Below are 14,635 nucleotides of genomic sequence, written 5' to 3' on the forward strand. Positions count from 1 at the left end.
TATCGCTCGGCGCTCCGTCGAGTCGGCACGGTCCGCTCGAAGAACGGATTCGAGGGGTCAGCGAAAGGTGTTATGTCGCTCGACCGCCGAGGACCGCTATGCAGCGGTACCACTCGTGCGCGGAATCGCCCCGAACGACGGGCGAGAGGGCCCGGAATTCGGGCGAGGAGGAGGCGTCGTGACCGACGGACGCCTCCCGGCCGAATATCTCTCACCGCTCGCCGTGCGCGTCGACGACGTCCTCGCGGGCGTCGGTTACGAGATGGCGGCCGCTACGGAGGTCATCGACGGCGCCGTTCCCGGCTACGGCGGCCTCTTCGAACCGTCGACCGAACCGACCGAGTTGCGGCGGGCGCTCGAAGAACTGTCGGCGTCGGAACTCGCCCGGCCGCCCGCCGCCGAACCGGCAGGCGACGCCTTCGTTCTCTACGTCGACGGCGGGTCGCGCGGCAACCCAGGGCCCGCGGGGGCGGGAGCCGTCATCGTGGACTCCCAGGACACCCAACTCGCCCGCCTCGGTCGGCCGGCCGGCTCTCGAACCGGGAACAACGTCGCCGAGTACGTCGCTCTCCGACTCGGACTCTCCGAACTGCTGGCCCGCTACGAACCGCGCAGCCTGGAGGTGCGCATCGACTCGATGACGGTCATCCGGGACGTCTGGGGCGGCGACGACCCGACGGAGTCGGGCGTCGAGGAGTACAGCGAGGCCATCGCGGCGGCGCTGTCGGACGTTCCCGACCACCGCTACACGCACTTGGCGGACAGCGACCCCAACCCGGCCGACGCGCTGGCGACGGTGGGCGCCGACATCGCCGCGCTCGGCCCCGGATAGCCCCTCGGTCGCACCCCGCGCGAGGCGAACGCTTATCTACGGTTTCGGTCGAGACGGGTCGCTAATCCGAGGTCCAACGTTTCGACGCCGTCGAGAATCAGGTCGGCCATCCGGCGGGCGCCGGCCCCGCTGAAGTGCGTGTCGTCGATCACGCCGTCGGGGTAGTTCGGATGGTCGCCCGGCGGGAGGTGGTTGTAGAGAGATTTCGACGCCTCGGGGCCCAGTTCGCGCAGGAGGGACCGACTCCGCTCGTCCGCGTCGACGAGCGGTACGTCGTGCTGCCTCGCGACCCCTCGGGTGAGTTCCGAGTAGACTCGGTGCGTGTCTTTCAGGTCACCCCCTTCGTCGAAGTGACGCCGCGCGATGGGCGTGAGGAGCACCGCCTCCGCCCCTCGGTCGCGCGTCTCTCTGACGAACCGTTCGAGGTTGGCCTCGAACTCTTCCTCGGGCGTGTACTGCTCCTTCGAGGGGACCTCGTCGTTGTGTCCGAACTGGACGAACACGTAATCGCCCGCCTCCAGCGCGTTTACGACGGGCCGCCAGCGTCCCTCTTCGAGAAAGGTGCGGGTACTGCGCCCGTTGCGGGCGTGGTTCTCCACTGTCACCGAGTCGTCGACGCGCTCCGAGAACGGCGTTCCCCACCCCGTCTCGGGACGCTCGCTCGCCGCCTTCTCGGCCGCGGTGGAGTCTCCGATCAGATGGACGGTTATCGGCTCGGACGTCATTTCGGTAGCGATACGCGAGGCGGGGCATAGAGGCATCGGTGCCGACGAGAATCAGGGTTCGACCCGAGCGACCGGCTCGGAGCCCGGGATTTCGCTCCGATGGTACTCGGCTAGCCCCGCTCTCGGTGACTCACTATACGTCTAGATGGAGCTGTTAGGCGACGAGCCGCGAATCCCGAAGTATGTCCGTACTCTACGCGGTAGCCACGATGGCCGTGCTCAGCGTCGCACCGGCGGTCCTGTTCCTCGCCCTCCTCGCCGGTCTCCGGCGGCGGCAGCGAACGTCGATGATGGCGGTCTACGGCGCGCAGGCCGGCGTCGAGATACAGGAAGTAACGCTCCGGGACGCCGTTCGAGGGTCGTTCGGCCTGCAGTCGGACTACACCGAACGGCCGTCGGAGGACGGCTACCGATTCTGACCGTCGTCTCCGTTCCGGCTTCCGGGGTGTAGTCCACGGAATCGACGGCCACCGCCGCCGGTTCAGTCACCTCCATGTGCGTGGGGCCGCGGTATCCTCGTATCCGAATGACCGAGAACCGCGGCGTTTCGACCGAATCCTACGCGTTGCTCGCACTCGCCACGCTCGGCTACTTCCTGTACACCTTCTCGTGGTTCTCGCTCGCGGCGTATCTCGTCCCCGTCATCGACGCGCTCGGCTTATCGGGAACCGAAGCCGGCATCGTCACCGGCGCCGTCCAACTCAGCTACATTCCGCTGGCGCTCGTCTCCGGACTCGTCATCGACCGCCTCGGCTCGCGGGTCTCGCTCGGCGTCGGACTGCTCGTGGTCGGCGTCGCCCACGTCCTCCGAGGGTCCGCCACCGGGTTCGCGACGCTCGTCGCGCCGACGCTCCTCCTCGGCGTCGGCGGGACCGCCGTCACGTTCGGCCTCCCCAAACTCGTCTCCGAACTGTTCCCCGCCGAGCGCGCCGGCACGATGTCCTCGGTGTACACCATCGGCTCGACGCTGGGGAGCGCGACCGTGTTCGCGGTCGCACAGCCGCTCGTCGACCCGCTGGTGACCGGATGGCGACAGTTCTTCACCTACACCGGCGCGTCCGTCGTCGCCTTCGCGCTGCTCTGGTTCGCTGTCTCGTGGGGTCTCTGGGACCGCGTCGAGCGATTCGGCGACGACGACGGGCGGACGTTCGCGCTGGCCTCCGTCACCGGCGACCTCGCGCGCGTGCTGACCCACCGCGGCCTGTTGCTGCTCGTCGTCGTGGGGACGGTACAGTTGTTCATCAGCCACGGGCTGTCGAACTGGCTCGTGGCGATACTCCGGGCGCGCGGGATGGCGCCCGCGCTGGCGGGGACGCTGGCGAGCCTGTTCGTCTTCGTCCGGATACTGGGAATCGTCGGCGTTCCCGCGCTCTCCGACCGATTCTCGACCCGCCGACTCCCGATAATCGCGTGCGGCGTCGCCGGTACGGTCGGGATGGTCGGACTGCTCGCCGGCGGTTCCGTCTGGACGCTGTCGGCCTCGCTCGCGCTGGTCGGCGTGTTCGCCATCGGCGGACTCGCGCCGCTCGTCCGCGCGATTCCCATCGAGATGGACGGTATCGGCCCGGGCCTCACCGCCGTCGCGACGGGCCTCATCTTCACCGTCGGAGAGGTCGGGGGGTTCCTCGGTCCGTTCACGGTCGGCGTCGTCTACGACCGCACGGGGACGTTCGCCCCGGCGCTGGTCGCGCTGGCGGCCGCGAGCCTCCTCACGGCGGTCGCCGGGTACGTCATGGAGGAACCGGCGCGAGCGGGCGCGTCCGACCGGTCCGGCGAGGCTTCGGGCGACTGACCGAAGCTATCTCCGAGGCCGACGCCCCGCCCGGCCACCCCTCAGCGGTGAATACCACAGGTTATATTGTTCGCACTAACTATTACCAAGGCGAGTACTCAATGACAGCGAACGACGACCGAATCCGCACGACGCACATCGGAAGCCTCCCACGGCCCCCGGAACTGCTCGACCTCCTAAAGAAGCGCCAAGACGGCGAGGAGGTCGACGACGAGGAGTGGGAGGAAACCGTCGCGGACGCCACGCGTCGCGTCGTCGAGCGACAGGCCGACGTCGGCATCGACGCCGCCAACAACGGCGAGCAGTCCCGCGTCTCCTTCAACTGGTACGTCGCGGACCGACTCAGCGGCATCGAGGGCAAGCGCGAACAGGAGCTCTGGGCCGACCTGCAGGAGTTCCCCGACTACGCCGAGGAGACGTTCAAGACGGACATCATCGACCTCTCGATGCACCCCGTCGTCGCCGACGCCGTCGAGTACACCGGCCACGACGAGGCTGAGGCCGAACTCGCCGCGTTCGACGACGCCCTCGACGCCGTCGGCGCCGACTTCGAGGATACGTTCGTTACCTCGGCGTCGCCCAGCGTCGTCACCGCCACCCACGTCAACGACTACTACGACTCCTACGAGGAGTTCCTCTTCGCCGTCGCGGACGCGATGGCCGAGGAGTACGAACTCGTCGCCGACACGGGGATGACTCTCCAGATAGACGCCCCCGAACTACTCACCGTCGGCCAGACGGCGGCGTACGCCGACGAATCCCTCGAAGACATCAAGGGCGCCACGCGCCTCCACGTCGAGGCGCTCAACGAGGCGCTGTCGAACGTCCCCGAGGAGCAGGTTCGGCTCCACACCTGCTGGGGAAGCTACGAGGGCCCCGGCCACCTCGACACGGACTTAGTCGAGATGCTCCCGGAGATATACGAGGCGGATATCACCGGCCTCAGCGTCGAGCAGGCCAACCACCGCCATCAACACGAGTACCGCGCGTTCGCCGAGCACCCGGTCCCCGACGGGTGGACGCTCATCCCCGGCGTCGTCGACGTGAAGACGAACATCATCGACCACCCCGAGACCATCGCGGACCGACTGGAACGGGTCGCCGACGCCGTCGACGACGGGACGCCGCTGGTGGCCGCGCCGGACTGCGGGTTCGGCACGCAGGCCGGCATCGGGATGGTCGACCCCGAAATCGCGTGGGCGAAACTGGAGGCCCTCGTCGAGGGCGCCGAAATCGCGACCGAACGGGTGTACTAACCGTTCGGCGAGTAGAACTATCCGAGGGTCGTTTGTACCGTGTCGTGCGAGGGGGAATCTGCCTGTCCCGGTTCGCCTCACACCCCTCGAGCCGCTCGAATCCGCGCGGAGTTCTCGCCTCGCTGTCGTGTGATTTGCACTCGAACACCGCGCCGTCGGCAACAATCTTTACCCACCGGTGGCGGCTTGGAAGAAAGAGAATGGCTACGGTTGCAACAATCGGACAGCTAGCTGCCGGCCTGGGGCTGTTGCTGGGCAACGGGTATTTCGTCACGGTCGAATTCGCGATGACCCGCGTCCGGCAGTTCGAGGAGTCGGAGTTCCAAGGCTCCCGGGGGCTCGAACGTGCCTGGGAGATGACAGAGCGGCTGGAAGTATTCCTCTCCGGCTGTCAGCTCGGAATCACTATCTGCAGCGTCGGGCTCGGCGTCATCGCCGAACCCGCGCTCGCGGCGCTGCTCGACCCGGCGCTCGCGGCGCTGGGAATCGGGGGACTGCTCGGACCGGGGAGCGGCGGTCACACCGCGCTCGCGGCGCTGACGGCGCTGGCGATAATCAACCTGCTCCACCTGACGGTGGGCGAGCAAGCGCCGACGTACCTCGGCATCGAGCGCTCAAAACAGATCGCGAAGTACGGCGCGCCCATCCTCTACTGGTGGACGCGCGTCTTCTCGCCGGTCATCCGACTGGCCGACTGGATGGCGAAGGCCATCCTCTCGGCGTTCGGCGTCGAGATGACCCGCTCGTGGGCCGAAGAGGAACGCGAGGACGGAGAGGTAGAAGCGACCTCCCGGGGCGAACTCATGAACCGGATGGGCAGCGTTCTGGGTAACCTCGACGTCTCCGAGGAGCGACGCGAGGAGATAATCAACGCCATCGCCATCGACCGGATTCAGACGTCTGACGTCATGATCGACCGCGACGATATCGTCGCGCTCTCGACCGAGAAGTCGGTCGCCGAGAACGTCGAAACGATTCGATCCAGCCCCCTCACACGGTTCCCGCTCGTCGGGGGGAGCCTCGACGACGTCGTCGGCGTCGTCTACCTCCCGGCGTTCGTCCGCTCGCAGGACGCCCTCGAATCGGGGGACGCCGACTTCACCGACATCTCCTCGCCCGCGCTGACCGTCGCGCCGGACCTCCCGATCAGCGACCTGATCGACGAACTCCAGGAGAGCGACCAGGAACTGGCCGTCGTCACGGAGGACGAGCGGACGGTCGGGTTGATCACCGCGACGGACGCGTTCGAGGCCATCGCGGGCCAGTTGGAGGACCCCTTAGACTCGAAGTCGGAGTCGCAAGCCGTCCGCAAACGGCCGTAGCAACCGTCGGCGGCGACGCCCGACCCCGCGGTCCGGCGTTCACCCGCCGAGGAACTGCCGGCGCACCTCCTCGTCGTCGAGCAAGTCGTCGCCGGAGCCCTCGTAGCGGTTCTCGCCGTTGGCGAGGACGTAGCCGCGGTCGGAGCGCCTGAGCGCCTCTTTGGCGTTCTGTTCGACCATCAGTATCGCGGTGCCGGCCTCGTTGACGGCGTCGACGCGGTCGAACATCTCGGTGACGAGGTCCGGCGAGAGGCCGGCGGACGGTTCGTCCAACAGGAGCAGGTCCGGGTCGAGCATCAGCGCACACCCCATCGCGAGCATCTGCTGCTGACCGCCCGACAGCGTCCCCGCGTTGGCGTCGAGTTTGTCGCGGAGGACGGGGAAGCGCTCGAAGACGGCCTCGCGGCGCGCCTCCGGTTGCTCGTCGAGGATGTAGGCCCCGAGCCGCAGGTTCTCCGCGACGGTCAGCGAGGGGAACACGTTGTCGACCTGCGGGACGTAGCTCAGACCCTCCCGGATGACTGACTCGGGCGGGCGGTCCGTGATGTCCGTCCCGTCGAAAGTGATGGTGCCGCCCTGTCGGTCGGCGAGGCCGAAGACGGCCTTCATCGCCGTCGACTTGCCCGCGCCGTTCGGACCGACGATGGCGACGTACTCACCGGGGTCGACGTGCAAATCCACGTCGTCGAGCACCCGCAGGTCGCCGTAGCCGGCGTCCAACCCGGAGACGTCGAGAATCGTCACGTACGACCCTCCGAACTCGCGGGTTCGTCCTCGCGTCCGTCTCGTCGTGTCGTCTCTCTCATCTCATTCTCCCAGGTAGGCCTCGATGACGCGTTCGTCCGACAGGACGGCCTCCGGGTCGCCCTCGACGAGCAGCGACCCCTGCTGAAGGACGACCAGTCGGTCGACCAGTTCGGTCAGCGTCTCCAGTTCGTGTTCGATGACGACGACGGTCATCCCCTCGTCGTTGAGCGCGCGGATGCGCTCGGCTATCTTGCGGGTGAGCGTCGGGTTGACGCCCGCGAACGGTTCGTCCAGCAGGAGCAGGTCCGGGTCGAGCATCAGCACGCGGGCGAGTTCGAGCAGTTTGCGCTGCCCGCCCGAGAGGCTCCCGCTGTACTCGTCGGCGAGGTGGTCGAGTTCGAACGTCTCGACGAGTCCGTCCGCCCGCTCTCGAACCGCGCGCTCTCGGTCGCGCATCGACTCCGTTCGGAAGAGCGCGGAGAGAGTGCGCTCGCCGGGTTGGTCCGGCGCCGCGAGACGCACGTTGTCGCGGACGGTCATCGTCTCTAGCTCTCTCGTGTGCTGGAACGTCCGGACCATGCCGGTTCGGGCCAGCGACTCCGGCGACTCGCCGGTCACGTCCGTACCGTTCAGGAGGACGCGGCCTCCATCGGGAGCGACGACGCCGCTGACGCAGTTGAAGAACGTCGACTTGCCGGCGCCGTTCGGTCCCATCACGCCGACCAGTTCGCCGCGGTCGACCGAGACGGAGAGGTCGTCGAGGGCGCGGAGGCCGCCGAACGTCTTGGTCAGGTCCTCGACGGCGAGGAGGCTCACGTGTCCACCCCCAACTCCTCGGCGTCGCCCCAGATGCCGGCCGGCCGGTAGCGGATGACGGCGACCAGTATCAGACCGACGACGACGAGGCGGACCGACGCGAACGCGTCGGCTGATATCGGCGTCACGCCGAGGGCGAACCGCGAGAGCAGGCGCAGCCCCATGATGACGGCGAGGCCGGCCAGCACCCCGCGGTGGTTGGCGGCGCCGCCGAGCAGCATTCCGATCCAGACGGTCACCGTCACCTGAATCGTGAAGTAGCCCGGAGCGACCGCGCCCGTGTAGAGGGCGAACAGCCCCCCTGCCAGCCCCGCGAGTGCGGCGCCGTACACGAACGACTGCATCTTGTAGGTGATGACCGACTTGCCGACCGACCGCGTGACGAGTTCGTCCGCCCGAATCGCCCGTAGAACGCGCCCGTAAGGCGCCTCGGTCAGCCGCGTCACCGCCGCGAGCGTGACGAGCGTGACGCCCCCGAACAGGAGGAGAGTCGCCAGCATCGCGGTGTCGGCGTCGCCCGCGAGGTCCGAGACGGGTTGCGGGACGCCGCCGATGCCGACGTTGCCGCCGAAGATACCCTCGAAGCTGACGAACAGCGAGTGGACGATTTCGGCGGTCGCCAGCGTGGCGACGGCGAGGAAGTCGTCGCGGAGCCGAATCGAGGTGGCGCCGACGGCGGCGCCCAAGAGTGCGGCGACGACGACGCCGCCGAGGAGGGCCACGGGCCACGGGAGGCCGAGGCTGACGCCCGCGAAACTGTCCTGCGCGGACAGCATCGCGACGGCGTACGCGCCGACGGCGAAGAACGCGACGTGCCCGAAGTTCACGAGGCCGGTGTGGCCGTACTGGAGGTCCAGTCCGAGCACCAACACGCCGTAGAGGGCGAAGAGGATGCCCACCTCGAAGAACACGTACAGCGACCCCGGGAGCGAGACGACCAGCGGCGTCAGCGCGAACACCGCCGCGAGGAGCACGCAGACGGCGCCGAGGACGAGCGCGCCGTTTCCCTCGACGTCTCCGAGCGGGAGTCTGTCGGCGACGCTCACGCCTCGCGCACCTCCCGCGCGGCGAGTCCGCTCGGCTTCACGAGGAGGACGACGACGAGGATGAGAAACGCCATCGCCGAGGAGAGTTCGGCCATCCCGCCGGGGAGAAACGCCGTCGAGAGCGACAGCACCAGTCCGATGATGTACGACCCCGCGATGGCGCCGTAGGGGCTTCCGGCGCCGCCGAGGATGGCGGCCGCGAGAATCTGCAGGATGTGGCTGTAGCCCGTCCCGGCGCTGACGTTCGTCTGAATCGCGATGAGCACGCCCGCCAGTCCGGCCAGAACGCCGGCCAGCACCCAGACGCTGTCGCGAATCCACTGCGTGTCGACGCCGCGGACGCGCGCGAGGTCCTCGTCGTCGCCCATCGCCCGCATGGCGATGCCCACGTCCGTCCGGGTCAGGAGACCGTGGAGGAGGAGGAAGACGGCCACCGCACAGCCGACGACGACGAGGTGCTCGGAGGTGACGAAGAAGTCGCCGAGCAGGTCGAACGGTCCGACCGGCACGTCGGGAACGCCCGTGAGTCGGAACGTCGCCGTCTCGGTGTCGAAGTAGCGGGCGTTCCGCCCGGCGGCGAGTCGGATGAGGTTGCGGAGGGCGATGCCCAGTCCGATGGAGGTCAGAAGCATCGGCACCGGGCCGGTGTGGTTGATGGGCGTGAAGAACAGGCGCGCGAGCACGAGGCTGGCGACGCCGCCGCCGACCATCGCCACCAGCACCGCGACGGGAAGCGGCAGGGGGAGCGTCACCGCGGTGAGCAGCCCCACGAACGCGCCGACGGTGAGGTATTCGCCGTACGCGAAGTTGATCATGTTCACGATGCCGTAGATGAGCGTGAACCCGATGGCGGCGATAGCGATGTACGACCCCGTCACGAGGCCGAAGATGACGTTCTGGAGGAGTCCCATCGCTCAGTACTCACCCTCCTCGACGAACCCGCGAACCTCCTCGGCCGGGATGACCTCCGCTTCGGTGAACGCGCCGTTCTCGGCGACGCTGATGGTCACCGAACCGAAGACGTTGCCGTGCTGGGTGAAGTTCGTCGGGGTGGCCGCGCCTTCGAAGTTGACCTCCTCCCCGTTCGCCAAGGCCTCCTTCCCCTCCGCGAACGTCGACACGGCGGTTCCCTCCCCACTACTTACGGGTCCGAGGTTCCGCTCGATGGCCTCCGGCGTCGCCTCGCCGGCGCGTTCGATGGCGAGGGCGACGACGTGCATCGCGTCCCACGCCGGCGGCGACCACGCGTTGACCTCCGCGTCGCCCGCGTTCTGGAACGCCTGCTCGAACGTGTCGTAGTTCGGCCCCGACTGACCCGGCGAGGCGGCCCACGCGCCGTTCAGCGCGTCGCCCACTTGGTCGATGACCGCCTGCGTGCCGAGCGTGTCCGAGAGGACTGGTTGGCCGCCGTAGCCGCCGTCGGCCCAGTCGCTCAGCATCGTGATGGCGGACTCCTGCGGGAGGCTGACGAGGAACGCGTCGAAGTCGGCTCCGAACAGGCGTTCGAGCGCGGACTGGTAGCTCGACTCCCCGAGACCGACCTCCACACGTTGGGCGACGCTGCCCCCCTCCGCCTCGTACGGCGCGAGGAACCCCTCGACGTAACTCCGCTCTCCCTCCGTGTTGCCGTTGATGACGCCGATGGTCTCGTAGCCCTCGTCCAGCGTCCGCTTTGCGTTCCCGGCAGTGTGGACGGTGTCACCGACGACGGTCCGCCACACCCACTCGTCGTCGTCCAGATTCTCGGGCGTCCCCTTGTCGCCGCCGCGCGTGTCGAGGAACGTCGACCCCGGCCACGGCGTGACGACGGGCGTCTGCTGCTCCTGTAAGAAGTCCCAGAGCGGATTGATTTCGCTCGAAAAGAGCCCCAGGATGGCCGACGCACCGTCGTTCTCCACGAGTTGGGTGACCACCGTCCGGGCCTCCTGCGGGTTGACGCCGGTGTCGCGGCGCACGAGTTCGACTTCGGTGTCCAGCGGACCGCCGGCGTCGTTGATGTTTTGCAGCGCGGCGTCGGTCGCCTGCGAGACGCCCGGTTGCAGGAAGTCCCACTGACCAGTCTGCGCGGCGGGTTGCCCGAAGGCGATGCTGTCCGGCGAACCGCCCCCGCCCCCCGTCCCCCCGCTCGCGTCCGTGCTTCCGCCGCTTCCCTCCGTCCCGCCGTTGCCACTCCCGCCGTCTTCGACCCCGAGACATCCCGCTAGTCCCGCGATGCCGCCCGCACCCACTCCTTTCAGAACTGCTCTCCGCGTCGCATTGCTGTTACCACTCGCCATGAGTGAGTGTCACACATCCGCAGGAGGTCGTATAACCCACCCCGACCATGGACGCCCGGATGTCACTCAGGTGAATGCTCGTCGGTGATTATCGTCGGATTCGTTCGATACGCTCACGACGATGCCTCGAATCGATCATACGTCCGAAAATGTGTCATGTACGATGTCGTCGCCCCGGTTCGGAGACGTTCGAGAGCGGTCCGGCGACGGACGGCGGCGTCCCGAGCGGCTCTCGTCGACCACGTCCTTGTATGCGAGAGTAGGTCTCTATTTTCAGAAGTGAATCCCCTTGTACGTGTTTTGATATCTCTAAGTCTATTTGAGATTCATATCGTATACTGTGTTTCCATAGTGACCAAAAAAGAATCTAAGTCGGGACGTCTGACGATGCTACACGGACTTGGTGGCTCTACCGACCGCTCGGTGTCGCCATCCGCTGGGCCGGTTCCGTGAACTACGCCGTCTGTACTCTCGACTTCCGAATCGCCTGCCCGCCGAAGCCCAAGATGAGGGCGCCGATGCCGACCACGATGGCGAGGAACTGCGTCGGCGTGCCGTCGAGCACGCTGAACCACGGGTGATAGAGCACCCACAGCAGGGCGCAGAGGCCGACGGTCGCGCCGATACCGACCCACTCCCAGGGTTTCACCTCGACCGGTTCGCCGTCCACCTCGGGGAAGGTGATGAGGATGTTGAACCAGCCGAGGAATCCGCCGAAGACACCCGCGAGGCTGATCCAGACCCAGCGAATCCACGGATTGACGAGCCACGCGAGGTCGCCGGAGACCAGCGGACCGCCGCCGGTGCCGGGACCGCCGACGATGCCCGCGAAGTAGAGGACGAGGAACATCGACAGCCCGTTGAAGTACGCGAGGCTCTTGTCCATCCCGTTCGGAATCCGGGTGAGCAGGTACGTCGCCGCGGCGACCATGACGAACAGCAGGACCGCCGAGGACGCGACGAGGTTGACGCCCATCACGTCGACGACATAGTTGTTGACGGTCCCGAAGACCGCCATCGTGAACGCCCCCAAGGGGAACAGCCCGTAGATCCACTTCAACTGCCCCGGCGAGGAGCCGAAAGTGAAGTACTCGGCCCACGCGATGAACGAGGCCCAGACGGGGATGCTGTACACCCCGAGAAGCGTTCCGAAGGGGACTGAGACGAACGCGGTTATCGCGACCGCGAGCCAGAGCGGGACGCGAGGGGTCTCTTCAGGCATCGGACTCACCTCCCACAGCGGCGGAGTCGGGGTCGCCCGCCCCGACGAACTGCTCGACGCGTTCGGCCAGCGCCAGCGCGAACGACTCGTCGTTGATGGCGGCGTCCATCTCGACGAGGTCGACGTCCGAGTCGAGGCTCTCTCGAAGCGCGTCGAAGAGGGCCTCGTCGGCCTCGGGGTCGTGGAAATCCTCGCCCTCGACGTCGATCTGCGAGACCCCTCGGAGCGGGAGGAACACCGCGACGGGACCGCCCGCGTCGTTGAGTTTGCCGGCGATTATTTCGCCGATTTCGCGGTTCTCCTCGGAAGTCGTCCGCATCAGCGTCACCTGCGGGTTGTGGTGGTGGAAGGTGCGGCCGTCGAACTTCTCGGGGACCGAGTCGGGCGGTCCGAAGTTCACCATGTCGAGGGCGCCGACCGAGACGACGTGCGGGATACCCATCTCGCCGGGGGCGTCCAGGCGGTCCGGCCCGGCGCCGAACACGCCGCCGACGTGCTCGTCGGCCCACTCGGTCGTCGTCACGTCGAGCACGCAGTCGACGATGCCCTGCCTGACCAACTCCTCCATCGCCCGGCCGCCGGTGCCGGTCGCGTGGAAGACGATGGTCTCGAAACCGCGCTCTTCGAGGTACTCGCGCGCGGTCCGGACGCACGGCGTCGTGACGCCGAACATGGTGATGCCGACGGTCGGTTTCTCCTCGGTCTCGAAGTCCGCCTCATTGGCGACCATGCCCACCGTCGCGAGCGCGGCGTTCGCGATGATACGCCGCGAGAGCTGATTCAGCCCCTCGATGTCGGCCACCGAGTACATCATCGCGATGTCCGTGGCGTCGACGTACGGTTCGGTGTCGCCCGAGGCGACCGTCGAGACCATGAACTTGGGAACGCCGACCGGCAGCGCTCGCATGGCGGCCGTCGCGACGGAGGTGTTGCCCGACCCGCCGAGTCCGAGGACGCCGTCGAGAACGCCGTCGTCGTGGAGCCGCGAGGCCACCTCGGCCGCCCCGCGTCCCATCGCGTCCATCGCCGCGCCCCGGTCGCCGTCCTCCCGAAGGCGCTCTAAGTCTTCCCCCGCGGCCTCGGCGACGGCGGCGGCCGGGGTGTCCGGTTCGAACTCGGGGTCACCCATCACGCCCACGTCGACGACGTGGACGCCGACGCCGCGGCCCTCGATGATTTCCTTTGCGAACTGTATCTCCTCGCCCTTCGTATCGAGCGTTCCGATCAGTACGATAGTATTCTGAGACATCGTCTCATTCCGTCGCGTCCTCGGTCTCTCTCTCGGCGGGGACCTCGCCCGCGGGGACGACGGTGCAGTCGGGGTCTTCCCGCAGTTCCGACTCGGGTCCTGGCGGCGCGTAGACGGCCAGAAGCGTCATCGGCTCCCACCCGGTGTTGACCGTCCCGTGCTCGACTCCCTCGGGAACGTACACCACGTCGCCCGCGGCTATCTCCCGCGACTCGTCGGCGACCTCCTGTTCTCCCTCCCCTCGGATGACGTAGAGTATCTCGTCGCTGTCGGGGTGGGTGTGGCGTTCGTGGCCCTTGCCGGGTTCGAGCTTCACGACCCCGGCGCTGAAGCGGTCGCCGCCGGTGACCTCGGGCGTGCTCATCCACTTGAGCGCACCCCAGTCCATGGAGAGGGTCTCGACGCTGTCGGGTTCGACGAAGTACGGTGATTCCGTCATCGGCTCACCCGAGGTCGATGTCCTTGAACTCCGCCGCCTGCCGTTCGATGGCCTCCTCCGTGGGGAGGCGTTCGATGCTGGAGGCGCCGAAGAAGCCGACGACGCCCTCGGTGTTTTCGAGGACGTAGGCGGCGTCGTCGGGCCACGCGATGGGGCCGCCGTGACAGATGACCATCGTCTCCTCGTCGACCTCCGCGACGGCGTCGCGAATCGACTGGACGCGGTCCGACGCCTCGTCGAGGTCCATCGCGGTTTCGGCGCCGATATCGCCGGACGTCGTCAACCCCATGTGCGCGACGACGACGTCGGCCCCGGCCTCGGTCATCCGGCGCGCCTGGTCGGGGTCGAAGACGTACGGACAGGTCAGCATCCCCTGTTCGCTGGCCTCACGTATCATCTCGACCTCCTCGTCGTACCCCATGCCGGTCTCTTCGAGGTTCTGCCTGAACTCGCTGTCCTCGTCGATGAGGCCGACCGTCGGGAAGTTCTGGACGCCGCTGAACCCCCGGCGCTTGAGGTCCTCGATGAACACGTCCATCTGGCGGAACGGGTCGGTGCCGTTCACGCCGGCGAGCACCGGCGTGTCCTCGACGACCGGGAGCACCTCGTGACCCATCTCCACGACTATCTCGTTGGCGTCGCCGTACGGGAGCATTCCCGCGAGCGACCCCCGTCCGTTCATCCGGTACCGACCGGAGTTGTAGATGATGAGGAGGTCGACGCCGCCCCGTTCGGCGAACTTCGCGGAGATGCCGGTGCCGGCGCCGGCGCCGATGATCGGTTCGTCCTGTGCCGCCGTCTCGGAGAGTCGTCTGAGCGACTCTTCGCGATCTATCTTCATCGCTGTACGCCTCGTTCTAACGCGTGGCACATAAGTGTCACTATCGTTCCTTCGAGACTGTCCGGAAGCGTC

Annotated in this window: 15 protein-coding genes; 5 read left to right on the plus strand and 10 right to left on the minus strand. The window is 67.5% G+C overall.

The features are described from left to right. The first annotated feature begins 178 nt into the window (after nucleotides 1-178). On the plus strand, nucleotides 179-832 hold the full coding sequence (locus tag NDI79_RS15090; protein WP_310929400.1) for a ribonuclease HI family protein: 654 nt from the start codon (nucleotides 179-181) through the stop codon (nucleotides 830-832). Between the two features lie 32 nt (nucleotides 833-864). Here the strand turns inward: NDI79_RS15090 and NDI79_RS15095 are convergent, their stop codons facing one another. Further along, nucleotides 865-1,557 (minus strand): rhamnogalacturonan acetylesterase, encoded by a 693-nt coding sequence (locus NDI79_RS15095; RefSeq protein ID WP_310929402.1) that lies wholly within the window; start codon nucleotides 1,555-1,557, stop codon nucleotides 865-867. 182 nt (nucleotides 1,558-1,739) lie between these two features. Between NDI79_RS15095 and NDI79_RS15100 the strand changes: the two genes are divergently transcribed. The 4 genes from NDI79_RS15100 to NDI79_RS15115 all read left to right on the plus strand — a co-directional run bounded on the left by NDI79_RS15100 (nucleotide 1,740) and on the right by NDI79_RS15115 (nucleotide 5,927). Next, on the plus strand, nucleotides 1,740-1,976 hold the full coding sequence (locus tag NDI79_RS15100) for a hypothetical protein (protein ID WP_310929403.1): 237 nt from the start codon (nucleotides 1,740-1,742) through the stop codon (nucleotides 1,974-1,976). A 107-nt stretch (nucleotides 1,977-2,083) separates the two neighbouring features. Beyond that, nucleotides 2,084-3,349 (plus strand): MFS transporter, encoded by a 1,266-nt coding sequence (locus NDI79_RS15105; RefSeq protein ID WP_310929405.1) that lies wholly within the window; start codon nucleotides 2,084-2,086, stop codon nucleotides 3,347-3,349. Nucleotides 3,350-3,450: 101 nt separating this feature from the next. Then, entirely contained in the window at nucleotides 3,451-4,605 is a 1,155-nt protein-coding gene (locus NDI79_RS15110; RefSeq protein ID WP_310929406.1) for a methionine synthase, read from the plus strand. A 200-nt stretch (nucleotides 4,606-4,805) separates the two neighbouring features. Beyond that, complete coding sequence (locus NDI79_RS15115) at nucleotides 4,806-5,927, plus strand: CNNM domain-containing protein (protein WP_310929407.1); 1,122 nt, start codon at nucleotides 4,806-4,808, stop codon at nucleotides 5,925-5,927. Nucleotides 5,928-5,966: 39 nt separating this feature from the next. Here the strand turns inward: NDI79_RS15115 and NDI79_RS15120 are convergent, their stop codons facing one another. The 9 genes from NDI79_RS15120 to NDI79_RS15160 form a co-directional block, all read right to left on the minus strand. Continuing rightward, nucleotides 5,967-6,671 (minus strand): ABC transporter ATP-binding protein, encoded by a 705-nt coding sequence (locus NDI79_RS15120; protein WP_310929408.1) that lies wholly within the window; start codon nucleotides 6,669-6,671, stop codon nucleotides 5,967-5,969. A gap of 63 nt (nucleotides 6,672-6,734) precedes the next feature. Continuing rightward, nucleotides 6,735-7,490 carry an ABC transporter ATP-binding protein gene (locus NDI79_RS15125; RefSeq protein WP_310929409.1) on the minus strand — a complete coding sequence of 252 codons (756 nt, stop codon included), beginning with the start codon at nucleotides 7,488-7,490 and terminating at the stop codon, nucleotides 6,735-6,737. After that, on the minus strand, nucleotides 7,487-8,536 hold the full coding sequence (locus tag NDI79_RS15130; RefSeq protein WP_310929410.1) for a branched-chain amino acid ABC transporter permease: 1,050 nt from the start codon (nucleotides 8,534-8,536) through the stop codon (nucleotides 7,487-7,489). The genes NDI79_RS15125 and NDI79_RS15130 overlap by 4 nt, the downstream gene beginning before the upstream one ends. Then, complete coding sequence (locus tag NDI79_RS15135; RefSeq protein WP_310929411.1) at nucleotides 8,533-9,447, minus strand: branched-chain amino acid ABC transporter permease; 915 nt, start codon at nucleotides 9,445-9,447, stop codon at nucleotides 8,533-8,535. Before NDI79_RS15135 ends, NDI79_RS15130 begins: the two co-directional genes overlap by 4 nt. 3 nt (nucleotides 9,448-9,450) lie before the next feature. Then, complete coding sequence (locus NDI79_RS15140; RefSeq protein ID WP_310929412.1) at nucleotides 9,451-10,812, minus strand: ABC transporter substrate-binding protein; 1,362 nt, start codon at nucleotides 10,810-10,812, stop codon at nucleotides 9,451-9,453. Between the two features lie 454 nt (nucleotides 10,813-11,266). Beyond that, entirely contained in the window at nucleotides 11,267-12,034 is a 768-nt protein-coding gene (locus NDI79_RS15145; RefSeq protein WP_310929413.1) for a DUF1097 domain-containing protein, read from the minus strand. Further along, nucleotides 12,027-13,283, minus strand: coding sequence for a Tm-1-like ATP-binding domain-containing protein (locus NDI79_RS15150; protein WP_310929415.1), 1,257 nt, complete (start codon nucleotides 13,281-13,283; stop codon nucleotides 12,027-12,029). The genes NDI79_RS15145 and NDI79_RS15150 overlap by 8 nt, the downstream gene beginning before the upstream one ends. Before the next feature lie 4 nt (nucleotides 13,284-13,287). Then, nucleotides 13,288-13,722 carry a cupin domain-containing protein gene (locus tag NDI79_RS15155; RefSeq protein ID WP_310929416.1) on the minus strand — a complete coding sequence of 145 codons (435 nt, stop codon included), beginning with the start codon at nucleotides 13,720-13,722 and terminating at the stop codon, nucleotides 13,288-13,290. A gap of 4 nt (nucleotides 13,723-13,726) precedes the next feature. Then, nucleotides 13,727-14,563 (minus strand): phosphoenolpyruvate hydrolase family protein, encoded by an 837-nt coding sequence (locus tag NDI79_RS15160; RefSeq protein WP_310929417.1) that lies wholly within the window; start codon nucleotides 14,561-14,563, stop codon nucleotides 13,727-13,729. Nucleotides 14,564-14,635 lie beyond the last annotated feature (72 nt).

It is taken from the genome of Halogeometricum sp. S3BR5-2 (assembly GCF_031624635.1).
GTDB classification, from domain to species: domain Archaea; phylum Halobacteriota; class Halobacteria; order Halobacteriales; family Haloferacaceae; genus Halogeometricum; species Halogeometricum luteum.

Coding starts and splice junctions, on each gene's coding strand:
- NDI79_RS15140 (WP_310929412.1), bottom strand. CDS start 10,812: ATGGCGAGTGGTAACAGCAATGCGACGCGGAGAGCAGTTCTGAAAGGA.
- NDI79_RS15155 (WP_310929416.1), bottom strand. CDS start 13,722: ATGACGGAATCACCGTACTTCGTCGAACCCGACAGCGTCGAGACCCTC.
- NDI79_RS15105 (WP_310929405.1), top strand. CDS start 2,084: ATGACCGAGAACCGCGGCGTTTCGACCGAATCCTACGCGTTGCTCGCA.
- NDI79_RS15095 (WP_310929402.1), bottom strand. CDS start 1,557: ATGACGTCCGAGCCGATAACCGTCCATCTGATCGGAGACTCCACCGCG.
- NDI79_RS15145 (WP_310929413.1), bottom strand. CDS start 12,034: ATGCCTGAAGAGACCCCTCGCGTCCCGCTCTGGCTCGCGGTCGCGATA.
- NDI79_RS15115 (WP_310929407.1), top strand. CDS start 4,806: ATGGCTACGGTTGCAACAATCGGACAGCTAGCTGCCGGCCTGGGGCTG.
- NDI79_RS15100 (WP_310929403.1), top strand. CDS start 1,740: ATGTCCGTACTCTACGCGGTAGCCACGATGGCCGTGCTCAGCGTCGCA.
- NDI79_RS15150 (WP_310929415.1), bottom strand. CDS start 13,283: ATGTCTCAGAATACTATCGTACTGATCGGAACGCTCGATACGAAGGGC.
- NDI79_RS15110 (WP_310929406.1), top strand. CDS start 3,451: ATGACAGCGAACGACGACCGAATCCGCACGACGCACATCGGAAGCCTC.
- NDI79_RS15135 (WP_310929411.1), bottom strand. CDS start 9,447: ATGGGACTCCTCCAGAACGTCATCTTCGGCCTCGTGACGGGGTCGTAC.
- NDI79_RS15160 (WP_310929417.1), bottom strand. CDS start 14,563: ATGAAGATAGATCGCGAAGAGTCGCTCAGACGACTCTCCGAGACGGCG.